The organism is Marinobacter sp. CH_CUG1437-1, assembly GCF_037029655.1.
GTDB classification, from domain to species: domain Bacteria; phylum Pseudomonadota; class Gammaproteobacteria; order Pseudomonadales; family Oleiphilaceae; genus Marinobacter; species Marinobacter salsuginis.
Genome location: NZ_JAYMEW010000001.1, coordinates 357,892 through 382,758, shown reverse-complemented (window position 1 = coordinate 382,758; position 24,867 = coordinate 357,892). Strand labels below are relative to the sequence as shown.

The following is a 24,867-nucleotide window of genomic DNA, read 5'->3' as shown; positions in this document are numbered from 1 at the left end:
AAAGAAAGAGAAAACGGAGGTCAGATCATTACCGGTTGTCGAACCCGCTGCGGGGTCTGGAAGTCATGATGATCAGGAAATGGTTGGGTAGCCTGGCAAATCGGGCTGTTGCCCTGGTGGTTGTTGCGATCATCCTGACGGCCCTGCTGGTAACCGTTGCCGGTTTCCTGCTGAGCCGCTCCGAGCTGGAGCAGCAGGCCCGTAACCAGGTGGAAACGATTGCCACGCTTATTGCGGGGGAGCTGGACGACAAGCTGGCCCTGCGACTGGAGGCACTTAACCACGTGGCCCAGAATCTCACCATGTCCGGTGATGTTCTCGAAACCAGGGCCCGGATCCTGATCCGCCGACAAACAGCCCTGGAGCATCTGTTCGATGCGGTTTTCCTGATCGATGAAAACGGTCTGGTCATAGCCGAGAATCCCGAAGATTACCGGCAGGCGGGACTGAATGTCAGTAACCGGCAGTATTTTCAGCGGATTTCCTCCACGCTCACCCCGGTGATCAGCGAGCCCTACATCTCTCACTATCAGGACAAGCCGGCGATCATGGTGGCTGCGCCGATTTTCGACCACCGCCAGCGTTTCATTGGTGTGATTGGTGGTGCCATCGCACTGGATGGCAACAATTTCCTGGATCAGTTCATCAACATCCGTATAGGAACGACCGGCTATCTCGGTGTGGCAACCCGCAGTGGTTTTGTGGTGGTTGACCAGCGGGACCACCAGCCCATGGCGCCGGTGAGGGTTGCGAATCCTGTACTTCGGGATGCGATGGAGGGGTTCGAGGGCACCTTGGAGACCCGTAACAGTAATGGTGAAAAAACCATCATGTCAGTGCAGCAGCTGACCCAGGTGCCCTGGTTTGTTTCCGCCTCCTGGCCTGCCCGGGAAGCCCTTGCGCCAATTACCCGCACGGTGGATGCCTTCGTTTGGATCCTGCTGCTGGTCATCCTCTTGATTGCGCCCGTGGCACTGTGGCGTTTCCGGCGGCTGATGGCGCCGCTCAAGACATTGGGCATCCAGATCCGTGAGCGCCACCTGGGTATGCGTTCCGATCCGGTGGATGTCGCCGGGGGTAAGGAAATCCGCCAGGTTGCCGAGATCTTTAACACGGTGACCGATGAGCGTGATGAAGTTCTGGTGTCTCTGGCAGAAAGAGAGGCATTTTTCCGTTCCCTTACCCAGAGTGCGCCCATCGGTATTGTCCAGACCGACGTCCTGGGCCGTATCGAGTTTGCCAACCCGGCTTTCGAGGCGATCGTCGGCAAACCGGCGGAAGATCTCACATACAGTTACCTGGCCGATCGTGTGGACAATGCCGACCGGCAGGAGGCGATTGCCGGTTGGAAGAATGCGATCAGGAGCCAGAGCGTTTTCCGGGGCCGGTTGAGACTGGCGGCTCCGGATCGGGTGATCTGGGCCGATGTGATGACGGCGGCAATCCAGACGCCTGAAAAGGCTCTCGGCACCATCACGGTCGTTCGCGATATATCCCATGAGCTGGAAGTGGAAGAGGCACTCAAGACCGAGCAGCAGCGCGCGGAAACCATACTCCGCGTTCTTCAGGAAGGCGTCCTGATGGTCGATGTCGAGGGGGTTATCCGGTTTGCCAACGATGCTGCCTGCCGCCTGCTGGGCACGGAGGGCGAGTGCGTGCTCAGAAACTTCTTCCAGTTGGTCACCATCGAGACGGAGGAGCGGGAACTGACGGCACAGGAGTTCCTGTCCGGGGAGGACCTGGACAGCCTCTACGTCACCCTGCGGAACTCATTGGGCGTTCCCTTCCCCATAGACCTCACCATGCTGCACATTCGCCAGGGGCGAGAGGATGAGCGTCTGGTTTTCGTGCTGAGGGACGACAGCGATCGCCGTCGTCAGGAAGAACGGCTGTCCTGGGAGGCGACCCACGACAGCCTGACCCATTTGCTGAATCGGCGCGCGTTCAATGCGTCGCTGGTCCGTTGCCTGGGCGAGGCCGGGCGCCAGGAAGCACGTTCGGTGTTGATGCTCATTGACCTGGACTACTTCAAACCGGTCAATGATGAGGGCGGCCACCTGCTCGGCGACGATTTGCTCAAACGGCTCGCCGAACTGTTCAAGGAATCGGTTCGCCAGTCCGATACCGTGGCCAGACTGGGTGGGGATGAGTTCGGTATTATTCTACCGGCTTGTGGCATGGCCAGGGCTCAGGCCCTGGCGGAACGGATTCGCGCCGATGTTGAAGCGCTTCGCATTGAACATGACGGCCGGTCCTTCGGTGTCACCACGAGCATTGGTCTCACGGAACTGACACCGGAAGATAGCGGCCCGAGAGAGGTCATGGCCCGGGCCGATGAGGGTAGCTACATCGCCAAATCCCGGGGGCGCAATACGGTTGTCGTCGTCCCGTCACCACCAGCCGGCTGAGACACTGGCCTGCCACAGCAGACGAATGGCCAGCGCGGTCAGCACGATATTAAAGATCAGTGTGAACTTATGGTTGCTCAGGGACTTCAGTACATGGAGTCCGAGCCAGGTGCCGGCAAAGCCGCAGATGATCATGGCAATTATGAATGGCAGCCATTCGAAGAAGATGAATCCGGCGGCTCCGAATACGAGCGCCTTGGGGGCGTGCTGCAGCGTCATGGCCGTGGCGAAGGTGGCCACCGTTTTGAATCTGTCGTTATGGATCTGCTTGATGAACGCAGCGACCAGAGGCCCGGTGGCGCCCACGAACAGGCTGACAAAACTGGTCAAGGCCGACGCCACAAACACGCCCGGAGCCCCGAACGCGCCTTTTGGCAGAGCCGGCCCCCAGCAAAGGTAGAGAACGAACAGGGCGATGGTCAGCTGCCAGATATGGGCCGGAAGATTCACCAGCAACCAGGCGCCCAGGGCCGCGCCTACCATGACGCCGGGCAGGAACGCGGCAATGACCCGCCAGTCCACGTGTCGCCAGGTCAGTGCTGCCCGACCAACATTGGAACCCAGCTGGATCATGCCGTGAACCGGAATAATGGCGGCGGGCGGCATCCAGCTGGCCATAAGTACCAGCAGCAGAACCCCGCCACCCGCGCCGAGACTGGCAGTGATCATCGAGGTGATGGTGGAACTGGCTAGCAGGAAAACGGCGACTGGAAGGCTCAGGCTTTCGGGTATCAGTTGGTGGAGTACTTCCATTCGCAGAATTCCGTTGATTTCAGTTTGGCCGTGCGACACAGGGCCTCGGTTGCCAGTTGAACGTCGGCCACATAGTAGAGCGACGCAAGACCGAGGCGGTCCCGCCCCAGATTGTGAAAAATCAGGCCGAAGGCAATATCGCCGGCGGTAAAGCGTTCATGGTTGGCGGCAAAATACTCTGCTGGTTGCGACAGCACTGGATCGTCCAACAACGCCTGAACCCGTCCGGCGCCGCCATGATACGCCTGAACCAATAGAAGGGTGAACAGACGGTCCCTCTTGGCTTCTGGCAGATGACCAAACCGTTGCTCGAAAACCGGTGCCAGATTGCGGGCATTCTGGTTCATCAGCCGCAGGGCGCAGTCGATCTGTGCCAGCCGATGCCAGAAATTGTTGGGGGCAATCTGGCAGTCGGACAGAGCCGCAGGTGACAGCTGCAGGATGCCCCTGGCGTTTGCCCTGGAATGGGCTCTTGCCTGTGCGCCACTCTCAATCAGGATTTGACCCGCCAGGTAGCGGGGCAAGGCTTGTGGCAGAGTCAGGCGGTTCTGACTGCTACGGTGCTCGTACACGTAGATCAGTGCATCATGAAGGCTTTCCGGAGCACTGCTGTCGGCAAAATTGAGGTCGTCCCAGGCGCCCCAGATCCGGTCCGCCGGCAGGGTGCCAAGATACCGCGCAACGGCCTCGTCGACGTTCACATGGGGTTGGTCGCAGGAAAGGGCGAACGGATAGCCGGTCTGGCCGGTCTCGCCGGCAACCCAGTCTTCCACCTTGTCATTCTCATACAGTGATTTTCGGGTGGTGTTCAGCAGGCGCTGGGTGGCCTCGCGGTCTTCGCCATCACTGATCCAGGCCAGAAAGCGCCCCCGCATATCGTAGAGGACGTGGCGCTCGGCACTGGCGCAATAGCCGGATTCTTTTAATACCCAGCGCCGGATGGTGAGGATGTTTTCAAATACCCCCTGGCTGACCCAGTAGGGCGAGGACCGGACCACGCGAGTCCAGTCGCTGTCTTCACTGGCCGCTGGCGGCGGGTCCTGGGCGGCAACGGCAACCGGCGCTGCCAGGATGAAAATCACGGCAAGCTGGCGTAAGCTCTTGAGAATTCTGACCATAGACGATATACCCGTGACCTTCCTCAAAACAGAATAACAAAGGGAACCTGCCATGAAGCAATCTGAATATCTTCGTTACGATGCTACCGCACTCGCTGATCTTGTCCGTCGGGGTGAGGTCACTTCAAGGGAAGTATGCGAGGCAGCGGTTGAGCGGGCAACCCGCGTGAACAGCACACTTAATGCGATCTGCTATCCGCAGTTCTCCGAGGCGCCAGCACAGCACTTCCCCGAGCAGGCGGTTTTTGCCGGCGTGCCCCTGCTGCTCAAGGACCTCGCCCAGGAGCAGGCGGGTCACCCGTGTACCTACGGCAGCCGGGGGCTGATAAAGAATATTGCGCCCCAGGATTCGGAATTTGTCCGCCGGGCACGGGACGGTGGGCTGGTTTTCCTGGGGCGAACTGCCACGCCGGAGTTTGGTCTGAAAGCGGTGACCGAGTCTGAGCTCTGGGGGCCAACCCGCAACCCCTGGAACACGGAGCTGACCCCGGGTGGCTCAAGTGGCGGCTCCGGCGCGGCGGTGGCGGCCGGCATTGTACCCATGGCCGGCGCCAACGATGGCGGCGGCTCCATCCGCATTCCAGCTGCCTACAATGGCCTGTTTGGCCTCAAGCCGTCCCGGGGACGCATTTCCTCGGGTCCCTTTATGGGTGAAGCCTGGACCGGTGCGTCTACCGACCATGTGGTCAGCCGGACGGTGAGAGACAGTGCGGCGATGCTGGATGTGCTCAGTGGGCCGGCTCCGGGCGACCCGTTCGAGATTCCCGGGCCGTCTGCGGCCTACTCCGAGCTCATGCAGCGGTCTCCGGGCAAGTTAAGAATCGGCGTGTTCACGTCTTCACCCTACAATACGGAGGTAGCACCGGAGTGCGTTGCAGCCGTGGAGGAAACGGCCCGGGTTCTCGAGAATCTGGGTCACAGGGTTGAGTATGCTGCGCCGGAATTCGACGGCATGGCCCTGGCCCGCTGTTACCTCGGCCTGTATTTCGGTGAAGTGTCGGCGCTGATGGCGAAGGCGAAAGAGCTATTCGGCGCCACCGACAGCGATTTCGAGCTGGATACCCGGCTGATCGGCATGCTTGGTGAGACGATGCCGCTGTCCGACTATGTCCGGCGGCGCCAGCAGTGGAACGAGTTTGCCAGGGCGCTGGGTGCATTTTTCGGGAGTTACGATCTCTACCTCAGCCCGACCACCGGGCAGTTGCCGGCCGCCATCGGCGAACTGGAAACGCCGGCCCACCTCAAGTTCGCTGCCCGCCTGATGCTAAAATTGAAGGCCGGCAAACTGGTTCATCGTACTGGCCAGGTGGATCAGATGGCCCTGGAAAGCCTGGCCCGGACGCCGTTTACCCAGTTGGCAAACCTGACCGGGACACCTGCCATGTCGGTACCGATGCACTGGACTGCCGAAGGTTTACCGGTCGGGGTCCAGTTTGGCGGTCCCCACGGCGCCGAAGCGACCCTGCTTCAGCTGGCGGGCCAACTGGAAGAGGCCAATCCCTGGTTCAGCAACTACGAAAGGCTTGAGGACGCGTTCTGAGGTATCCGGGGTTGTGATCCGGCTGGGGAAACTCCACGTTTATCTTTGTAGCCGGAACAGGCTATGCTGTTAGTCAGGAAGACCCCTTCTTCCTGAACGACCCTGATGGCATCGAGGAGGCGAGCGTATTATGAACCAACCGATGGCAATCGACGAACTGGTATCAGTAGCACAGGCCGAGGCCATGGGGGAGTTAGACGCCCCCATGATGGCCATCGTCCTGTCCAGCGAACAAAGCTATGACTTGCCCATCAATTCCCTTGAAACCGATGCCGACAAGGCCCGCTGGGGGTTGATCCTCCGCGCCGCCCGCGAGCATGTTGAAGCGGATGCCGTGGCCGTGCTGTACCCGGCCTGGACTACCATCCGTCACAAGAAACCCGAAGTGGAAGCCGAAGCGGCCCCGGAAGCCATTGAGGAAGAAGCCGAGGGCGCCGACGATTCAGACGGCCCCATCGACACCCTGTTCGTGCAACTGCACACCAGGGATCACGTCTACTGGCGGGGTTTTGAACAGATTCGGGATCCCAAACATCAGCGCATCATCGGCTTCCGCCGGATCAAGGCGCTGTCCACCGATTACAAACGGGACGAAGCACCCTCCGTAGCCTCCTGGCTTAGCACCCTGTTCGAGCCGTTGCCGGAAGAAGGTGAAGAGACTAACGTAGACCGCGAGCTGGCCGACCTGCTGGAAGAGCCGGAAGTCAGCGCCGCACTCTACCCGCGCCAGATGCGGGCCCTGCATTAAGGTCATCCGGTGCGCGCTCAGGACAGGGGCGCGCGCTGGACAACCCAGAACAGACTGATTGCTCCAATGCCTGCCAGCATCAATGGCACGGCACCCTTTTGGTACAGCCGATTTTTACCCAGGTAATACAGTACCGGGAATCCCACCACCAACAGGGCCAACTGACCGAGTTCCACACCGAGGTTGAAACCTGCCAGCGCCACTGCCAAGCCGGATACACCACTCGTTAGATCGCCCAGAACGCTGGCGAAGCCAAAACCGTGTACCAGACCGAAACCGAAGGCCAGCTTCCAGGTTTTATGCCCCAGAACCGGCCAGGCGACATTCAGTGCGGCCAGTCCGATGGATAATGCGATAACCGTTTCCACCCATGCGATCGGCAGTGACACGATATCGAGGGCGGCCAGGGCCAGAGTGATTGAGTGCGCCAAGGTAAACGCGGTAACAATGCCGGCCAGTTCAAGCAGGCGGCCCCGTAAGGCTTTTGATTGGACGCCGTGTGTGAGGTCTTTGTGAGTGGACAGCGTGGCCGGGATGATCAGAACCAGCAGGAACAGAATGTGGTCCAGGCCGATCAGCAGGTGAATAACACCCTCATAGACAAACGTTTTGAAGACACTGAAATAGCTGGGAGTGTCCTTGCCTGCCAGATCCAGAGTGCGGGAATCAGGCCCTAGTACGGCCAGACGCGTTTGCCCGTTGTAGTCCAGGCTCACCAGGCCCCGGTGCAGTGCATCCTGCCCAAACAGGAGGTCGTACTTCAGCGCTTCGGGTGGCTCACCGTCGGGGCAACGAATGGCGTAACGGGCGGCGGAATAGACTCCGTCACTATGCTCGCTGATACCCCATTTCTTGCCGGCCAGATTGCAGTTGCCACTGCTGTTCGAAAAGATGAGCGCGGATTCGATGGTCCGCGTAATTTCTGGTCTTGCCTGTCGCAGTTCCTGACCGGATATTTCGTTATCTCCGTTGCTATCAATGCTCACGAGCAGCGCGAGGTCCCGCAGTGCAACATCCATTCGGAGCTCCGTCGGACCGCTGTTCAGGTAAAGAAAGCTGTCGCTTGCCTTGTGTGCTGCTGCCATCCCACTGGCTGATATCAGCGCTATTGTGGTCAAGGCGAGCCAGATTCTTATCGTTATCCTCATTGTTTGAACTCCGGAAAGCGGGCATCGATCTGACCCTGCTGACTGAGCCAATCGCTCACTCTTTGGTGCTGGGCACTGTCACCTGAAGCCAGGGCAGCTCTCAGCAAAAGCCGGGTGTCCAGGGGCTCCCTCTGACTCTCCCAGTTTTCGATCGCCAGTTTCAGGGCATCGCGCGGCTGGTTCTCTACATCTAGCAGGAAACGGGCAACATCTCTGGCGTGCAGTAAAGTGCCTCGCCACCGGGCCTCTTCAAATCGTTGCCGTAAACGACGGATCAGTTCGTCACTGCCCGGTTGGCCCGTGCGTTTCATGGCGATGGCCCGAATCACGGCCAGTGTGTCAACGGCCTCGAATCCCCGGGTGAGTGTCAAAACGCGCTCGAACTGGTCCTGCTCAAGGTGCCAGTCGGCAAGTTGGGCTCGGATATACAGGTCGCTCGGAGATGCCTGCAGAACCCTTCGCCAATGCCGTTTGGCTTCGGGCAGGCCTGCCTGGGCCGCGATATCGCCAAGTGTGCCCTCGGTCCAGAGTCGACTGGTGGAATCAGCAGGCTGGCGGCCTGTCGCCTCGGCGAGTTGTTGCGCAAGATTCCGGTAGGCTTTTTGAGGGTCGGCTGTCCTCGCCTGCACGGACGCCAGGCAGCTCTTCGCTATCAGGCCGGGATAGTCCGACTGAAGTGCCTGACAATGCCGCCCGGCCTCGGTGTAACGACCTTGAACCAGCTGGAGATTGGCAAGGGTCAGGCGAGCCTGGATACGCTGTTGATTGTCCGAAGAGCTTGAAAGTACCCGTTCAAGATCGGCGCGGGCGGAATCAAATTGATGCAGGCTCTGGCGCAGGGTTGCCCGTAGCACTCGCAGCCGGTCGGTCAGCTGCTCGTCCGGCCAGCGGTTAATCAATGTCTGGGCGTACCCCATGTATCTCGGATCACCACTGGCCCTGGCCCGTGTGATCAGCATTTGCAGACGGTCCCCAACCACTTCGGGGGAATCCGTCTCCCGTAGGAGCTCGTTGGCGGCGCCGGGTAACTCGGTCAGTATTTCATTGTCATTGAACTCCGTGATGATGGGATCCGGGGCGGCGTGTATCTGGAGGGGCGCGAAAACCGCGATCAACCAAAAAATCCTGCCCCGAAGGGCAGGCAAGGGTATGGCCGGCCCGAAACAACGGGGAAACCGGCCAAGTGGAGTGTTATTGAAGCAGGTCATCGAATGCCTGTGGATTATTCTGGTCATTGAAACTCAGGTCGATGCCGTTGACGTTCGCCGGCTGGGCGTCGTCGCTTGTCCGGGCGAACTGGGTTTTAACAAACGTTGTAAAGTCGACGGTCTCAGCCGGCCTTTCCGATCGGCTGTTGGAGCCGTCGAAGCAACCTGCCATCAATAACGCAATCGCGCAGACGGCCGTAAGTTTTGTGAGGGACCTCATGGCTACCTCCCGGTTATTCGTTGGGTGAACCGGCGATGGGTGTCGCCAGGTAAGGGAACGACTCATAGTCTGCGGGCAGGCTGGTAGGATCCGCTGCCAGCTGGACGCCGTCGGTGTACTCGAGGCTGCCATCAGGCGCATCTGCAGGGTCTGCCAGTACACCCATGGCGACGCGAAGCGCAATGTCGACGGTGTCATCGTAGGGCCGACGGCCATTCGGGAAGCCGGCGTTGTCACCCGCCAGAACACCGAGATCGTTCTGGCTGTTCAGCGGCGTTGGTGCAACGGCGGGCGTCAGTCGCAACATTTCGGAGGCAGTTACGCCCTCAGGCATGTTGACTCCCGGTACGCCGGTGAGGAATGCCGTGACAAGATCGTTGCGCGGGAAGTTGTTCGGTGCAGTTACGGGGAACAGCACTTCCAGAAGCTCCGGCAGTGTCGGGTGTGTGACATAGGTGGCGAACTGCCCATCATCTTTTGGTTCACTGGCGTTGAAACGGTCTTTGTCCTTGAGCCCGATAACCACCTCATTTACCAGTGGCATGCCCAGACGCGAAACCTGGGTATAGGCTCCACCTTCAACGGTTGCACCCCGGCCTGCGGTGCTGGGAGCAGGGTTGATGATACGTGCCTGCCGGACGCTCGCTGTAGTCCAGGCACCGATTACGGGCTGGCCGTTGGAGTTCATGGCGGTGCCGGTCAGGCAATCGGTAGGCACCTCAAGGGCAAAGGAGGTGACGTTCTTGTCAGCCAGATCACCGGGGCCTTCACCATTCCGGGGGCCAAGGGGGTTGGTGTTAACCAGGTCGAAGATTTCACCCAGGTTCACCGCAAACGCCTCCTGGCGCTGCCCGACAAATACCCGACCGTTGGTTCCGCAGCCGGGAATGGCGATGTCAAACACGTGCTGGCTGGCGTAGCCGGCGTAATCACCAAAGGACTTTGCACCGATGTTATCCAGGGGTTTGTCAAAGACTTCGGTACCGGTGTTCACGTTGGTGGCTGCCTGCACGGAACCGGTGCGACGATCCCCGGAAATGACATCCACTGTGTAGGTTTGTCGCAATTGAACGTTGGCCCCGTCACTTGCATCGCCAATGTTTTTGAGGGGCACAGATACCATCCGCTGGTCGCCATCCGGCCCGACCGGCAACTGAATGTCGTTCAGGTTGTCTTCCAGCTGGAAACGGAACGTCAGGTCCTCAACGGCATCGCCGTCGTTGTCGACGTGAATTTCATAGATGGCGTCGTCATCCAGATCAAAATAATTGGGACCGCCATAGGCATCCTGCAGTGGCAGGTAATTGGCAATCAGGGTCACGAAGTCGCTTCTGCCACTTTCGTAGCTCCGGAACATATAAAAGTCCGTGCCGTCGACCTTGGGGATTTCGGTGATGAAGGGCGCCTCACGGTGACTCGAAGCCTGGGCCAGGCCGGTGGCGAGGCAGGTTCCGGCCACGGCGATAGCGAGACTGGACCGCTTCAGAATTGTTTTCATGTTGTTTTCCTCTCTGTGTTTGGGTGCGTCGGGGGAAGGAACGGGTGGTGGACGTCAAAAGTTGCAGCTGTTGCAAAAAAAACTTTCTTGGTAGACACGCAACTTCCGCGTTCCCGCGCTCGTACCTTTTGCAGTTACCAGAACAATGAGGGTGTTTATGGCTTATGCCGAGGTGAATCAGGACGAGTTGATGCGCTTGCTGCGGTCAGTGGCAAGGAAGGACCGGAAAGCGTTTCAAGAACTCTATAGCAAGGTCGCGGCGAGGATGTTCGGCCTTTGCATCAAGCTGGCAAACCATCGTGAGCTGGCCGAGGAAGCAATGCAGGAGAGCTTTATTCAGATCTGGCATCACGCGGGCGAGTACCATCGGGACAGGGGTGCGCCGCTCGGTTGGATGATGACCATTGCGCGCTACCGGACCCTGGACCTGATGCGAGCCCGCAAAGTACGGCAGACGACCGGAGATGAGCACCTTGACAAGGTTGAGGACAACCGTGGTGGACCTCTGGATGACTCCTTGCGGATCTCCGGGTCGGCCCAGCTCACGGGGTGCCTTGAAGAGCTCAGTGATGTCCAGCGTGACAGCATTCTGCTCGCCTACTACCGGGGTTTCACTCACGATGAGCTGTCGAAAACCCTGAGCTCACCCGTTGGGACGGTGAAAAGCTGGATTCGAAGGGGGCTTATGGCATTGAAGAGGTGTCTTGAGCGATGAAAAAAACACCCGAGCGCGTAGAGATTCTTGCGGCGGAATATGTTCTGGGTTCTTTGAAAGGCCCTGCTCGCCTCCGCTTCGAGGGATGGATGATGGAATCCGGTCGGGTTCGTCAGGAAGTCTGGTTCTGGGAGCAGCAACTTGGTGCCCTGTCGACGATTGCCACCCCGGAAACGCCCCCGCCAAGCATCTGGTCGAACATCCAGCAACGTTTGTGGCCCGAACAGTCCAAACCGAAACCCCCGGTTTCCTCAAGAGCCGGTTGGTTTTGGCCAGGCTGGGGATTGACGGCAACCGCAGCGGCGGTCTTTTTCGCCGTTCTGTTAGTTTTACAGCCGTCTCCCGTTCCAGAAAGGCCCATGTTAGCCGGGGCGATCATCGAGGCCGAACTTGGCGACCCGCTGTGGCTGTTAAGTGAAACGGATCGTGGCAACCTGCTGAAATTGCGCGCTGTTGCCGCAGGCTCCGCGGAGTCCGGTAAGGATTATGAGCTCTGGGTTGTACCAGAGGAGGGGCCGCCTCTTTCGCTAGGGGTCCTGCCGGCGAGTGAAACTCACCAGGTGGGGCTGTCGGATGAAGCTCAGAGCTCATTGAGCGGCAGCCGGACCCTTGCGATCAGTCTCGAACCCGAAGGTGGCTCACCGACTGGGGCTCCAACCGGGCCGATTCTGCACGTCACCAAGCTCTACGAGCTGTGAACGAGCGTTAATGTGTAGAGATCAGGTTCAGGCAGAGCTGCGCATTCTGGATAAAGTGGCCAAACGCTGATAACTGCTCTTTTGAGGGTAGGTAAGCGCCGGCTGCATTGTCCGCGTAAAACAGGCCGATCAGGCGACCATTCGCCTTGATCGGCCCGATAAGCGCCGGCACTTTGCCAAGCCACTGATCGTAAGGTACGCCTTCCGAGTTCCGTTTGGGTTCGTAGATGCTGCAATGGGCATGGGGCAGAAGCGAGCCCAGTGGCCCGCTGCCATCCTTACGGATTACAAACTGCTGTCGCCATTCTTCGGTGCCGCGGCCTCCGAGCTTTCGGGGCACCAGTTCGTTGCCGGTTCGGTCACTCATCAGCAGAGCGACTCGCTGCATACCGACAGCCCTGTGGATGCCCTCAATGACCAACTGGCATACTTCGTTGATGTCCGGTTTCTCCGCCAGGCAATGGCTCAATTCACGCAGAATTTCCAGCTGAAGTTCCGGGTCCATTTCCGGAGCCTGCGCCCCGCTGTCGCCGGCCTTGCCTTCGGCGCCCGGCATCATGGCGGTTACCTGGGGGATGCCGAGGGAGACTGCCACCCGAGTCGCCTCCGAGGCGTTTACCTTGAGCCGGTCGCGAACCACGGCCGGGCTCTCGCCAATGTCCTTGCCCAGGCGTTCGAGTAGCTTATCCATTTCCGGACCGCTCCAGCCCTGTTCCGACAGACGGGCCATTTCCACGGAATTCCGGACCAGGCTCGAGGCCATGGAATTGGCCTGCCCCGGCGAGACGACATCCTTGATGAATGGTCCCAGGGACCAGGCATCCACGAGGCCCCGGGTAATTTCGGTAAAGGTAGAGTGCAGCACGGCCTTTTGCGCCTCTACCGGGGGCTCTTCAAGGCGCAGCCGTTCTTCCAGTTCGGCGGCCTGGTCGGTTTCGCAGGACCAGAAGGCCAATTCACCAATGTTCATCAGCAAGGCCCCGATAAACACCTCTTCAAGCGCGGTCTCGTTGCGTTTCGGCATCAGACACCTGGCCTGAACCGCGGCGTGAATTGCACGGGCCAGACAGCGCAACAGATGAGGACGGTCGTTGCGTTTCAACAGCGTGTCGACAATCAGGGAGGAGATGGCCATGGATTTCACGGCATCGAAGCCGATCAACGTAATGGCGCGGCTGACGGTGCTGACCTGGGTGCGGGTCTGGTTGTAAAAGACGGTATTCGACAGCCGCAGAACCTGTGAGGTGAGCTGGGCATCGTTGAGAATTACATTGGCCAGCTCGTTGACCGTGCTGTTCTGGCTGTCGGTCAGCTCGCTAATGCGTCGCAGCGTATTGGCCAGTACCGGCAGCTCGACTTTGCTGAGGTAGGTAACCCATGCCTGGGTAGAGTTCATCCTTGAGGGCGTTGGTTGTTTTTCGTTGGTCACGTTAGTGAGTCTCTGGGCAGCGCGTCTCTGGAAGAGCTCCGGGGAAATGTAAGGTTCTTTTGCTTTCCAAGTTTAGTTCACCAGGCTGCGCGGTGTCAGGTAACCGTTTGTGTAAGGATATCTACCCACACTGAGAATCATTCCGGAATTCGGGTTTGCCGACCGTTTGGGCTATAATCGCCGGTTTTAACGCTGCACCCACAAGGCGCTGACCGTGATTGTATTTGACCAGGTACAGAAGTCGTATCAGGTAGGCGGCCGGGCGATCCCCGCGCTTCACCCCACTGATATGACCATTGAAACCGGCGAGGTGTTCGGCATCGTAGGCCATTCCGGCGCCGGTAAATCGACGCTGGTGCGTCTGATCAACCTGCTGGAACCACCCACTGGCGGCCGTATTCTGATCGACGGCGAGAACATCACCGACTACGACGCTGCCGAGCTTCGCGCCTTTCGCCGCAAAGTGGGAATGATCTTCCAGCACTTTAACCTGTTGTCGTCGAAAACCGTGGCGGACAACATTGCCTTCCCCATGAAGCTTGCGGGCATCTACTCGAAGGCCGAGATCCGGGATCGGGTTCAGGAGCTGCTGGCTCGGGTCAGCCTCACAGACCACGCTAACAAATACCCGTCGCAGCTCTCTGGCGGCCAGAAGCAGCGAGTGGGCATCGCACGGGCTCTCGCCTGTCGACCTACTATCCTTCTTTGCGACGAGGCTACCAGCGCCCTGGATCCGCAGACCACCCAGTCGGTGCTGAAGCTGCTGGCCGATATCAACCGGGAACTGGGCCTGACCATCGTACTGATCACCCATGAAATGGACGTGGTGCGCCGGGTCTGCGACCGCGTGGCCGTGATGGACGCTGGTGAAGTGGTTGAAATGGGCCCGGTCAGCGAAGTGTTCCTGCATCCGAAACACCCGACCACACGGGACTTCGTGTTCGAAAGCGAGAGCATTGACCGGGACGAACTTCAGGAAGACCTGAGCAAGGCCAACGGCCGGATCCTCCGCCTGACCTTCAAGGGCGAATCCACCTACAAGCCGCTGCTGGGCAGCGTCGCCCGGGAGTCTGGCGTGGATTTCAGCATCCTTTCCGGCCGTATCGACCACATTAAGGACACCCCCTACGGCCAGCTGACCCTGTCACTGGTGGGCGGTGATCTCGAGGTGGCCATGGAGGCGCTGAAAGCTGCCGACGTTCACGTGGAGGTACTGCGCTGATGGAAGCCCTGTTAAGCAATGTAGACTGGACCGAAATCGGCTGGGCCAGCTGGGATACCCTGGTGATGGTGGGCATGTCCCTGCTGTTCAGCGTCCTGATCGGTCTGCCCATCGGCGTGCTGCTGTTCCTCTTCGGCAAACGCCAGCTGCTGGAACAGCCGGTGGCCTATGCGGTGCTGTCGTTCGTGGTGAACGTACTCCGTTCCGTGCCGTTCATCATCCTGCTGATCGTTATGATTCCCTTTACAGTAATGCTGATCGGCACGTCGCTGGGCGTAGCCGGAGCAATCCCGCCGCTGGTGGCTGGCGGCGCGCCGTTCTTTGCTCGGTTGGTAGAAACGTCTTTGCGGGAAGTTGATCGCGGAATCATCGAAGCCACCCAGGCCATGGGCGCCAGTGTTAAACAGATCATCTTCGGAGCTCTGTTACCGGAAGCGCTTCCCGGGATCATCGCCGGTGTCACCGTTACCGCCATCACCCTGGTGTCGTACGCGGCCATGTCCGGCGTTATCGGTGGCGGCGGTCTCGGCGACCTGGCCATCCGCTTCGGCTATCAACGATTCCAGACCGACGTAATGGTCATTACAGTCGCCCTACTGGTTATTTTTGTCCAAGTCCTACAGATGGTTGGCGACCGTCTGGTTTTGTACTTCAGCCGCAAATAGGCATGCCTTGGTGCAAGCCGCTGGCGGGGAAGCCCTTCCGAAAAACGCCCGTAAATACGTCCCTGTAGGGCTCGGTCGCGCCATCCCTGGCGCTCCACGTTTTCGGAAGGGCTTCCCTGCCAGCGGCCCGGGCTATTCAGGTAAGCCAACACGTTTTGTTAACTGTTAAGAGGAGTATCTATTTATGAATCTGAAGAAATCACTCGCAGCCTTGGCTGCAGCAGCTACTTTCTCAGGTGCCGTCGCTGCCGAAGAGCTTTCTGTAGCCGCGACACCGGTTCCCCATGCCGAGATTCTGGAATTCGTGAAGCCTCAACTGGCTGAGCAAGGTGTTGAGCTGGACGTTAAAGTATTTACCGATTACATCCAGCCGAACATCCAGGTGGACCAGAAGCGGATGGACGCTAACTTCTTCCAGCACCAGCCGTACCTGGACGAGTTCAACGAAGGCCGTGGTACCAACCTGGTAACCGTGACCGGCGTTCACGTTGAGCCGTTTGGCGCTTACTCCAGCAAGATTGAATCGCTGGACGCTCTTGAAGACGGTGCGGTTGTCGCCATCCCTAACGATCCCACCAACGGAGGTCGTGCCCTGCTGCTGCTCCAGAAGGCGGGTCTGATCACACTGAAGGACGAGAGCAAGATCACAGCGACTCCCCGTGACATTGCCGAGAACCCTAAAGATCTGGACTTCAAGGAGCTGGAAGCAGCCACATTGCCGCGGATCCTTAATCAGGTAGACATTGCGCTGATCAATACCAACTATGCCTTGGAAGCGGGTCTTAACCCGACTGAAGATGCACTGGTGATTGAGGGTTCAGATTCGCCCTACGTAAACATCCTGGTGGCCCGTCCGGATAACAAGGACAGCGAAGCCATGCAGAAGCTGGCAGAGGCCCTGAAGTCCGATGCCGTTCGCGACTTCATCATGGAGAAGTATGAGGGTGCCGTTGTTCCGGCATTCTGATCGTTCAGGTATCGAGGTCAGGTGAAGGTATTCACCTGGCCTCAGTCGCACAAAAAAGGCCGGGCAGCGCAAGCTGCCCGGCCTTTTTAATTGCTCTGGAGGCTGGTGATCAGTCACCGCTCCAGTTGGCTTTCGGGTCGGGTGTCATCCGCAGGTAGGATTTCACCGCCTTGTAGCCCTTCGGGAAGCGTTGCTTGATTTCTTCCTCGTCCTGCAGGGACGGGACGATAACCACGTCGCCGCCACGCTCCCAGTTGCCCGGTGTGGCGACCTTATGTTCGTCGGTCAGCTGCAGCGAATCGATCACGCGCAGAACTTCGTTGAAGTTACGACCGGTGCTGGCCGGGTAGGTAATCATCAGGCGCACTTTCTTGTTCGGATCAATCACGAACAGCGAACGCACCGTGAGGCTGCTGTCGGCATTGGGGTGGATCATGTCGTACAGCTGCGACACTTTGCGATCATGGTCCGCGATGATCGGGAAGTTCACCGAGCAACCCTGGGTTTCGTTGATGTCCTTGATCCACTCGTGGTGGGAGTCAACGGGATCGACACTCAGGGCGATGGCCTTCACACCGCGCTTGGCGAACTCATCCTTCAGCTTGGCGGTCAGGCCCAGTTCCGTGGTGCAGACCGGGGTAAAATCCGCCGGGTGTGAAAACAGCACGCCCCAGCTGTCTCCCAGCCAGTCGTAAAACGAAATCTTCCCTTCACTGGAGTCCTGCTCAAAATCGGGTGCGGTATCTCCGAGACGTAAAGTCATGTGTACTCTCCTTCGATCATGGTAGTGACAATTTCGTTTGTTATACCGGCGAGAAAACTGCCGGGTTGTATTCTGCTTGTATACGTCAAACCTTGGTGCCAGATGAGGCAATTACAAGGGGCTCAAACCCCCAATGCCTTCTCTTTCTCAAAGTGCTCCCGGGTAAGCTTGAACACGACCGGGCTCAGCATCAGCAGGGCTATCAGGTTTGGCAGCGCCATCATGGCATTCAGGGTGTCTGCCACCAGCCAGACGAAGCCCAGGTTGAGGGTGGCGCCAACGGGGATGGCCAGAATCCATGCAACGCGGTAAGGCACAATCGCCTTTACGCCGAACAGGAACTCGATACAGCGTTCGCCGTAGAACGACCAGCCAAGAATGGTTGTAAAGGCAAAAACTGCCAGGGCGATAGCTACAAGATAGTTGCCAACGCCGGGTAGCGCCTCCTGAAACGCCATGGATGTCAGGGCAGCGCCGGATTCCCCGGAGGTCCAGGTGCCGGAGGTAATAATCACCAGGCCGGTGATGGTGCAGATAATAATGGTGTCAATGAAGGTGCCAAGCATGGCCACCATACCCTGGTTGATCGGGTTACGGGTTTGCGCCGCGGCGTGGGCAATGGGCGCGGAGCCGAGGCCCGCTTCATTGGAAAAGATGCCTCGCGCCACACCGAAACGGATTGCGGCCCACACGGCTGCACCGGCAAATCCACCCTCGGCGGCGATGGGGCTAAAGGCGTGCTTGATCACCAGGGAAAAGGCGGCGGGAATGTCGGCGGCGTTAATCGCCAGCACCACCAGCCCGGCAATCAGATAGGAAACCGCCATCAACGGCACCAGGGCACTGGCAACATGGCCGATCCTGCGGATGCCACCAATCAGGACCATGCCCACCAGGACCATGAGCACCAGGCCAGTCAGCCAGTGTGGCAGTCCGAAGTTGGTTTCCATGACATCCGCCACCGAATTGGCCTGAACCGTGTTGCCGATGCCGAAGCCGGCAATGGCGGCAAATACGGCGAACAGGACACCAAGCCAGGCCCACTTGCGGCCCAGCCCGTTGCGGATGTAGTACATGGGGCCACCAACGTGATCACCGCGCTCGTCCACCTCCCGGTAGCGCACGGCCAGCACTGCTTCGGAGTACTTGGTGGCCATGCCCACCAGGGCCGTGAGCCACATCCAGAAGAGGGCCCCGGGGCCGCCGAGGAACACCGCGGTTGCAACACCGGCAATGTTGCCGGTGCCCACAGTGGCAGAAAGGGCTGTCATCAACGCCTGGAACGGCGGGATTTCACCCTCGGATTCGGCTCCGGCGGCAGTACGACCTTTCCACATCAGCCGGAAGCCGGCGCCCAGCTTCAGCACCGGCATCAACTTGAGGCCGAGACTGAGGAAGAGCCCGACGCCCAGTATCAGAACCAGCATGGGTGGGCCCCAGACCAGTCCGTTTATCTGTCCTACAAATTCAGAAATAGCTTCCATGGGATCTCCCTCTGTATGCCATGGATTGGTATGGATTTTTGACCCGGGTTGGGTATAACCGGTTGAGTTTAGTCAGATATCTTTCCGTGTAAACCGACGGCCCGGGAAAATTGGTGGATTCGGGTGTGATTGCCTATGCTCATAGCAATGGCGACTATCCAACAAGGGGAGGGAATCTGCCCATGCGTTCACTGAAAGTGTCAGATGTCATGTGGAACCACATCGAGCCGGTCCGCTGTGGCACGCAGCTCACCAAGGTGGTGAAGACGCTGCTCCACAATCACGTAACCGGCCTTCCGGTTGTTGATGACCAGCGCCATGTTATCGGATTCATCTCCGAGCAGGACTGTATCCATGCCCTGCTGGTCAGCGGCTATCACCGTGAGGGCGATCCACTTGTTGACGACGTCATGTTCCGGAAACCGGTGACGATTTCGGCAGAGATGGCCGTAGTGGATCTTGCCCAGAACCTCGGTGCGGGCAAGCCAAAGGTGTACCCTGTTGTGGATCACGGCAAACTGATTGGTATTGTCACCCGTACTGCTATCCTGGCCGAGCTGGCGCGCACCGGTTTCGGTCTCGAGCCGCCAAAGCACGCCAGTGCCCTGGACTGAAACACACCTATTTTCTGAATTGAGGACACTATGGAACTCCTATCCACGAACGTCTGTTTCGAAGGCGAGCACCGCCGCTACCGGCATACTTCCGCTACCCTCGAATGCGACATGGAGTTTGCGGTGTACCTGCCGCCCGTGGCAGTGAGCTCCAACCCGAAGAAGGTGCCGGTTCTCTACTGGCTATCAGGCCTGACCTGCACCGACCAGAATTTCATGCAAAAGGCGGGTGCCCAGAAACGGGCTGCACAGCTCGGCATGGCGATTGTGTGCCCGGACACCAGCCCCCGTGGGGTAAACCTGCCGGGCGAGGACGACAGTTACGATTTTGGCTCCGGAGCCGGTTTCTACATCAACGCCACCGAGCAACCCTGGGCACCCCATTACCGGATGTATGATTATGTGGTGAAGGAATTGCCGCAGCTGATCGAGAACGAATTGCCGGTTACGGACAAACGATCTGTCAGCGGTCATTCCATGGGTGGCCATGGTGCCTTGATCTGCGCCCTGAAAAACCCCGGCCGCTATGCTTCGGTGTCTGCCTTTGCACCCATTGCCAACCCCACCGAATGTCCCTGGGGCCAGAAAGCCTTCAAGGGCTATCTGGGGGATGATCCTCGTAGCTGGGAAGAATGGGATGCCACCCTGCTGATCCCGACCGCCCGCGAACGATTGCCGCTACTGGTGGATCAGGGCACGGCGGATGAGTTCCTGGACAGTCAATTGAACCCGGATGTTCTGGCAGATACCTGTGAAAAGTTCCACCATCACATCAACCTGCGCATGCATCGGGGCTATGACCACAGCTATTTCTTCATTGCCTCGTTTATTGATGATCACCTGGATCATCATGCCGAAGCACTGGGTCTTTGAGCAGGCTCTATCGGAGGATGAAGCAGGTCAGGAGCGGAAGCCCCAGACCAGGCTGAAGTCCATGGAGGGCATGATTTCGGGCTCCTCGAGAGCCTGGATACCAAAGTCAGGCTCGCTGGTATCCCGCTCGAAAGTGCCGGAATAACGGTTGCCGCGAGGGCCGAAAATGGCTTTAACGAATGGCCCCCGGGCCCGCACTGGCCGGCGAGTTACCACGCCCACTTCGTTGTTTTCCAGCCGAACCAGAATGCCGGGCGGGAACTCGCCCAGAACCTGCAGCAGGGCCTTGGGTATGGCCGGGCGATACTTGCCGTCTGCAAGATTGGCAATCAACTTGCGGGCGTTGGCCACGTTCATGCGCTGCCGGTAGGCCCGTTTGGTGATCATGGCCACGTAGCGCTCTGCCAGTGCCAGAATTTCCGCTTCTGGCCGTATTTCGGTGCCACTGAGGCCTTTTGGATAGCCGCTGCCATCAGCCTGTTCGTGGTGTTGGGCGATGATGGTGAGCAGTAGCTTGTTGTCGATGCCTGCGGCCCTGAGGGCCTGGATGCTGCGTTGCGGGTGCTTGCGAATCACGCTCCGTTGCTCGTCGTTGAGGACCGTATTGGACGCATTCAGCTTGTCGGCAATGGGCACCAGTGCAAGATTGGCCGTCAGGGCCGCGGCAGTCAGTACGGCAACCCGGCTCTCCTCAAGACCGAACTGACGGCCAATGAACTGGCACAAAATGGCGTAGAACAGGATTTGCTCGTGAATGACCGGACCGATCGAGTAAAGATGAACCAGCGCCAGGGTTGCGTCGGGTGACTCGGTGCAGGTGCGCTCAATCATCCGGGCCAGGCCCAGCAGGCGTTTCTGTGCCGAGGGGTCGGATTCGGTGATGGCGTTCAGGGTTGCTTCAAGGGAATGCAGCAGATCCGGGTAATCGGCAAACGGGTTGCGATCCCGTGTATCCTCGAAGACCTCTTCCTGGGGACGCTCTATCTTGCGGGGTTTGAATCGGCCCCGTTCGAACAACTGTTCCAGCTGGGAGTTGGTCTGAATCACGTAGCCCTGGCGCAACAGGATATTCCCGTCGGTGTCATAGACATCCCAGGGCAGGGGGCGGCCGATGGTCAGCGCGCCTGGAGCGATTCGAACAAGTTCGGTCAAAACAGGTGTCTCGGGTACAGGTTAGTTATGTAGCTTTGCAAGTGTAACCCCGAATGGCCATGGCCCTCCACTGGAGCCGCAATTCTGTGAGCATGGGGCGGTATGGTTTTACCTGATTTTACGGCTGTTACTGTTTTCTGATGCAAAAAAATGAGCATGCGTTCACACTTTGTCTTTTTTGAAGGACAATGTGTAAAGAATCGTTGCTTCGTAACGATCATTCAAATTGATTGCGCTATTCTGGGATACAGAATAGTTTTTTTGATGGAAATTAACGCTGAATGCTTCATCGCCTTAAGACCGATTTCAGGTTGTCGATCATTACTTTGTTGGGTGCTAGCGCGATTTTGGGCATTACGCCTTTCGCTGCCATGCGCTTTATGCAGGGCAATACCCTTGCGGGTTCTGTCGACACGGCAATTCTTGTCGGCATTCTTATCACGCTGATATACGCGTGGGCCAGTGGGGATACCCGTCGAAGCGGCCTGGTGCTTGCGGTTATTGCCTGCAGCGGCGCGGTAACGGTTGGTGCCGTGGTGGGCGAACCCGGGCTTTTTTGGCTTTATCCCTGTCTTGTAACTACTTTCTTTCTCGCCAACCCTCGTATCGCGGTTTTTTTGAACGTCGCTTCCGTCGTCGTACTCATGATTCATGGCGGTGCCTTCCGCTCTGATGTCCAGATGTGGTCCTTTGCCTCAACGGCGTTTGTGGTCAGCGCCTGTGCCTATGTGTTTGCCCACAGGAATCATGATCAGCGGGAGCGTCTGGAGCATCTGGCAACGATTGATCCGCTTACCGGTATCAAGAACCGGCGCTCCATGGATCAGGAACTGGATCTGGCTGCAGCGAATGCCGAGCGCACCGGACTGCCCTATGCCCTGGTTCTGCTGGATATCGATCATTTCAAGAGAATCAACGATGAGCATGGGCATGGTGTCGGCGATGACGTGCTGACTGATCTTGTGGCCCTGCTGAAACAGAACACGCGCAAATCAGACCAGTTGTTCCGGTACGGCGGCGAGGAGTTTGTGCTGCTTTTGCCAGGGGTGGATGGTATCGGCCTCAAGGCGGTAATGAATAACTTGCAGCAGGTGCTGCGCAAATATATGAAACACCCCGGTGGGGCCGTCACCGCGTCGTTTGGCGTGGCGCTGCTGCGCCATGGCGAGGGCGTCGACAGCTGGCTGGCCCGGGCTGATGCAGCACTGTATGAAGCCAAGGAAACCGGTCGGGACCGGATCGTATTTGCGGATCTTCATGAGGCGCCGGAACCGGCAGCCGATGCCGTCTGACTGTTATCAGGCGCATACAGGAACAGTCTCCAGCCCAACAGAATGCTGGCAGATGCCAGTCCACCAGTCAGGCCCACCCAGAAACCGGCAGCGCCCATGGCCGGCACCAGCCAGTCTGTGAACGTCAGCAGATATCCCAGTGGCAGGCCTACACCCCAGAATGAAAACAGCATGATGAACATCGGAATACGGGTGTCCTTGTAGCCACGCAATGCACTGATGCAGGTTACCTGGATAACATCGGCAATCTGGAACAGGGCAGCGAACATCAGAAGCCTCACGGTCACCGCCTGAACCTCTGAATCACTGGTGTAGAGTGCTGCGATTTCCCGTGAAAACACAAACAGCAGTATTGCAAAAACCAGCGCCGTGGCGGCGGCGAGAATCAGGGAACTGCGGGAGATCAGCCTTGCAGTGGCAGGCGCCCGGGCACCCATCAGGAAGCTGACTCGCAGCGTCAGTGCCATGCCTATGCTCAGTGGCAGCATGAATAGCAAAGACACCACATTCAGCGCTATCTGATGGCCGGCCACCACCACCGGGCCAAGGGGAGCCAGAAACAGGGCGATCACCGAGAACAGACTGGCCTCGACGAAAATGGTAAAGCCGATGGGCACGCCGATGCCCAGGATATAGCGCATGCCTGCCAGATCCGGCTTGACCCAATCAGCAATCAGGTGGAACTGGCGGTACACCCGGCTGCGGTTCAGGTAGACCAGCAAGGCTGCTGCCGCGACGCCATTGGAAATGGAGGTGGCCCAGCCGCAGCCAACCCCGCCCATTGCTGGCAGCCCCAGCTTGCCGTAGATGAAGATGTAGTTCATCGGTAGGTTGATCAGTGTGCTGAGCACGGAGAAGGCCATGATCACGCGGGTGTGCCCGAGGCCATCGGTCAGGCCCCGAAGTGCTGTCAGTAACAGCAGGGCCGGAATACCCCAGGCAAAGGCATTGAGGTAGCCCTGGGTAATGCGTGCGATGTTGGCCTCCAGGTTCAGAAGCGCCAGCACCGGGTGTACGTGGGTCAGCAACAGGATCATGATCAGGGACCCGGCGGCGGCCAGATACAGTCCCTGCCAGGTGGCGGGCATGATTTTCCCAACCTCCCGGGCGCCGTTGTAGCCGGAAATGATGGGTTGCAGGGCTCCCAGCATGCCCATGAAAAACAGGAACAGGGGCATCCACAGGCTACTGCCAATACCCACCGCAGCCAGGTCCTCGGCACTGGCGTGGCCGGCCATGATGGTATCGATCACGCCGTTGGCCATCTGGGCGACCTGCGCAATCAGGATCGGCCCGCCCAGAATGGCGAGGGTTCGCCACTCGGTGAGGGTTCGGGCCACCAGAGGCTGCCTGGGTTCCGGTAATGGCTGGTGGATTTCATCCATTGGGTGCTATCCGGTGCTTCTGCACTGCAAGTTTCTCCCAAAACCGTTAAAGTACGCGCCTTGATCACAACAGATGGCAGTGGCGATGGGACTTCTGGTTTTTGTTACCGTTCTGTGGGCGTTTTCTTTTAGTCTGATCGGCGAATTTCTGGCCGGCCAGGTAGACAGCGATTTTGCGGTGCTCAGCCGTGTTCTGCTCGGTGCTCTGGTGTTTTTGCCGTTCACCCGCTGGCGTGGCGTGGCTCCGGGACAGAAGCTGGGCATCCTGGTAACCGGCATGTTGCAGTTCGGTATTACCTACCTGTGTCTTTACCGGTCTTTCAGCTACCTGACTGTTCCGGAAGTGCTGCTGTTCACGATTTTCACCCCGCTGTATGTGACCCTGCTGGATGACGCGCTGTTTCGCCGGTTTTCACCGGTGGCGCTCCTTGCGGCGGCCATCGCAACTGTTGGCGCGGGTATCATACGCTACGATGGGCTCAGTGAGGACTTTATCACTGGCTTCCTGTTGCTGCAGGTGGCGAATTTTACGTTTGCCGCCGGCCAGGTGGGATACAAGCATGTCATGCAGCATTACCCTACCGGCATGCCTGCTTACCGCACCTTCGGCTATTTTTTCTTCGGCGCCCTGATCATTGCGCTGCCATCCTTCCTCATTTTCGGTAACGCCGAGAAACTGCCCACCACCCCGGTGCAGTGGGGCATCCTGGCGTGGCTGGGGCTTGCTGCCTCGGGCCTCGGTCTTTTCCTCTGGAACCGCGGTGCCTGCGTGGTGGATGCCGGTACTCTGGCAATCATGAACAATGCCCTGGTGCCTGCGGGCCTGGTGGTCAATCTGCTGATCTGGAACCGTGATGCCGACCTGCTGAGGCTGGCGGTCGGTGGCGGGGTTATCGTCTTCTCCCTGTGGGTAAACGCCCGTTTCCATCCCCGGGCACGGCTGGCTGTTTCGACATAAGTAACTGCA

Annotated in this window: 23 protein-coding genes; 12 read left to right on the top strand and 11 right to left on the bottom strand. The window is 58.7% G+C overall.

Annotated elements, in window-relative coordinates; translation table 11 throughout:
- Window positions 1–65 precede the first annotated feature (65 nt).
- Window positions 66–2,408 carry a sensor domain-containing diguanylate cyclase gene (locus WA411_RS01775; protein ID WP_291905263.1) on the top strand — a complete coding sequence of 781 codons (2,343 nt, stop codon included), beginning with the start codon at window positions 66–68 and terminating at the stop codon, window positions 2,406–2,408.
- Here the strand turns inward: WA411_RS01775 and WA411_RS01770 are convergent.
- Together WA411_RS01770 and WA411_RS01765 are read right to left on the bottom strand one after the other, a co-directional pair.
- Window positions 2,391–3,161 carry a sulfite exporter TauE/SafE family protein gene (locus tag WA411_RS01770; protein WP_053113583.1) on the bottom strand — a complete coding sequence of 257 codons (771 nt, stop codon included), beginning with the start codon at window positions 3,159–3,161 and terminating at the stop codon, window positions 2,391–2,393. The genes WA411_RS01775 and WA411_RS01770 overlap by 18 nt on opposite strands.
- A complete protein-coding gene (locus WA411_RS01765; protein ID WP_069182571.1) occupies window positions 3,140–4,279 on the bottom strand; it encodes a hypothetical protein in 1,140 nt (379 codons plus the stop codon). Before WA411_RS01765 ends, WA411_RS01770 begins: the two co-directional genes overlap by 22 nt.
- Before the next feature lie 52 nt (window positions 4,280–4,331).
- Here WA411_RS01765 and WA411_RS01760 point away from each other — a divergent pair, with 52 nt between their 5' ends.
- Window positions 4,332–5,819, top strand: coding sequence for an amidase (locus WA411_RS01760; protein ID WP_291905271.1), 1,488 nt, complete (start codon window positions 4,332–4,334; stop codon window positions 5,817–5,819).
- A 130-nt stretch (window positions 5,820–5,949) separates the two neighbouring features.
- Complete coding sequence (locus WA411_RS01755; RefSeq protein ID WP_053113587.1) at window positions 5,950–6,567, top strand: hypothetical protein; 618 nt, start codon at window positions 5,950–5,952, stop codon at window positions 6,565–6,567.
- A gap of 17 nt (window positions 6,568–6,584) precedes the next feature.
- On the opposite strand, the gene WA411_RS01750 is transcribed toward WA411_RS01755, so the two are convergent.
- From WA411_RS01750 to WA411_RS01735, 4 genes are all read right to left on the bottom strand, one after another.
- The gene (locus tag WA411_RS01750; protein WP_291905275.1) at window positions 6,585–7,586 is read right to left on the bottom strand and encodes a HupE/UreJ family protein; all 1,002 of its coding nucleotides are present in this window, start codon (window positions 7,584–7,586) and stop codon (window positions 6,585–6,587) included.
- Window positions 7,587–7,711: 125 nt separating this feature from the next.
- Window positions 7,712–8,830 carry a tetratricopeptide repeat protein gene (locus WA411_RS01745; protein WP_291905278.1) on the bottom strand — a complete coding sequence of 373 codons (1,119 nt, stop codon included), beginning with the start codon at window positions 8,828–8,830 and terminating at the stop codon, window positions 7,712–7,714.
- Between the two features lie 76 nt (window positions 8,831–8,906).
- On the bottom strand, window positions 8,907–9,143 hold the full coding sequence (locus WA411_RS01740; protein ID WP_291905281.1) for a hypothetical protein: 237 nt from the start codon (window positions 9,141–9,143) through the stop codon (window positions 8,907–8,909).
- 13 nt (window positions 9,144–9,156) lie between these two features.
- A complete protein-coding gene (locus tag WA411_RS01735) occupies window positions 9,157–10,641 on the bottom strand; it encodes a DUF4331 domain-containing protein (protein WP_291905284.1) in 1,485 nt (494 codons plus the stop codon).
- 157 nt (window positions 10,642–10,798) lie between these two features.
- Between WA411_RS01735 and WA411_RS01730 the strand changes: the two genes are divergently transcribed.
- Together WA411_RS01730 and WA411_RS01725 are read left to right on the top strand one after the other, a co-directional pair.
- A complete protein-coding gene (locus WA411_RS01730) occupies window positions 10,799–11,356 on the top strand; it encodes a sigma-70 family RNA polymerase sigma factor (RefSeq protein ID WP_092033033.1) in 558 nt (185 codons plus the stop codon).
- Window positions 11,353–12,054 carry an anti-sigma factor gene (locus WA411_RS01725; protein WP_291905289.1) on the top strand — a complete coding sequence of 234 codons (702 nt, stop codon included), beginning with the start codon at window positions 11,353–11,355 and terminating at the stop codon, window positions 12,052–12,054. The genes WA411_RS01730 and WA411_RS01725 overlap by 4 nt, the downstream gene beginning before the upstream one ends.
- Window positions 12,055–12,061: 7 nt before the next feature.
- On the opposite strand, the gene WA411_RS01720 is transcribed toward WA411_RS01725, so the two are convergent.
- Entirely contained in the window at window positions 12,062–13,483 is a 1,422-nt protein-coding gene (locus WA411_RS01720; protein ID WP_209399283.1) for an HDOD domain-containing protein, read from the bottom strand.
- Between the two features lie 214 nt (window positions 13,484–13,697).
- Here WA411_RS01720 and WA411_RS01715 point away from each other — a divergent pair, with 214 nt between their 5' ends.
- The 3 genes from WA411_RS01715 to WA411_RS01705 all read left to right on the top strand — a co-directional run bounded on the left by WA411_RS01715 (window position 13,698) and on the right by WA411_RS01705 (window position 16,337).
- Window positions 13,698–14,705 carry a methionine ABC transporter ATP-binding protein gene (locus tag WA411_RS01715; RefSeq protein WP_291905293.1) on the top strand — a complete coding sequence of 336 codons (1,008 nt, stop codon included), beginning with the start codon at window positions 13,698–13,700 and terminating at the stop codon, window positions 14,703–14,705.
- Entirely contained in the window at window positions 14,705–15,370 is a 666-nt protein-coding gene (locus WA411_RS01710; RefSeq protein ID WP_069182575.1) for a methionine ABC transporter permease, read from the top strand. The genes WA411_RS01715 and WA411_RS01710 overlap by 1 nt, the downstream gene beginning before the upstream one ends.
- A gap of 184 nt (window positions 15,371–15,554) precedes the next feature.
- Entirely contained in the window at window positions 15,555–16,337 is a 783-nt protein-coding gene (locus WA411_RS01705; protein WP_069182576.1) for a MetQ/NlpA family ABC transporter substrate-binding protein, read from the top strand.
- A 109-nt stretch (window positions 16,338–16,446) separates the two neighbouring features.
- Here WA411_RS01705 and WA411_RS01700 read toward each other — a convergent pair whose 3' ends face one another.
- On the bottom strand, window positions 16,447–17,100 hold the full coding sequence (locus tag WA411_RS01700; protein WP_069182577.1) for a peroxiredoxin: 654 nt from the start codon (window positions 17,098–17,100) through the stop codon (window positions 16,447–16,449).
- Window positions 17,101–17,222: 122 nt separating this feature from the next.
- Window positions 17,223–18,584 carry an alanine/glycine:cation symporter family protein gene (locus WA411_RS01695; RefSeq protein WP_064229278.1) on the bottom strand — a complete coding sequence of 454 codons (1,362 nt, stop codon included), beginning with the start codon at window positions 18,582–18,584 and terminating at the stop codon, window positions 17,223–17,225.
- 182 nt (window positions 18,585–18,766) lie between these two features.
- On the opposite strand from WA411_RS01695, the gene WA411_RS01690 reads away from it, so the two are divergent.
- Together WA411_RS01690 and fghA are read left to right on the top strand one after the other, a co-directional pair.
- On the top strand, window positions 18,767–19,198 hold the full coding sequence (locus WA411_RS01690; protein ID WP_008176998.1) for a CBS domain-containing protein: 432 nt from the start codon (window positions 18,767–18,769) through the stop codon (window positions 19,196–19,198).
- 30 nt (window positions 19,199–19,228) lie between these two features.
- Entirely contained in the window at window positions 19,229–20,071 is an 843-nt protein-coding gene (gene fghA / locus WA411_RS01685) for an S-formylglutathione hydrolase (RefSeq protein ID WP_069182579.1), read from the top strand.
- A gap of 27 nt (window positions 20,072–20,098) precedes the next feature.
- Here the strand turns inward: fghA and WA411_RS01680 are convergent, their stop codons facing one another.
- Window positions 20,099–21,223: an HD-GYP domain-containing protein gene (locus WA411_RS01680; RefSeq protein WP_069182580.1), complete on the bottom strand. Its 1,125-nt coding sequence runs from the start codon at window positions 21,221–21,223 to the stop codon at window positions 20,099–20,101.
- Between the two features lie 281 nt (window positions 21,224–21,504).
- Between WA411_RS01680 and WA411_RS01675 the strand changes: the two genes are divergently transcribed.
- Complete coding sequence (locus tag WA411_RS01675) at window positions 21,505–22,515, top strand: GGDEF domain-containing protein (protein ID WP_153634243.1); 1,011 nt, start codon at window positions 21,505–21,507, stop codon at window positions 22,513–22,515.
- Here WA411_RS01675 and WA411_RS01670 read toward each other — a convergent pair.
- On the bottom strand, window positions 22,479–23,900 hold the full coding sequence (locus tag WA411_RS01670; protein WP_291905304.1) for an MATE family efflux transporter: 1,422 nt from the start codon (window positions 23,898–23,900) through the stop codon (window positions 22,479–22,481). The genes WA411_RS01675 and WA411_RS01670 overlap by 37 nt on opposite strands.
- A gap of 85 nt (window positions 23,901–23,985) precedes the next feature.
- Between WA411_RS01670 and WA411_RS01665 the strand changes: the two genes are divergently transcribed.
- Complete coding sequence (locus tag WA411_RS01665; RefSeq protein WP_153634245.1) at window positions 23,986–24,858, top strand: carboxylate/amino acid/amine transporter; 873 nt, start codon at window positions 23,986–23,988, stop codon at window positions 24,856–24,858.
- Window positions 24,859–24,867 lie beyond the last annotated feature (9 nt).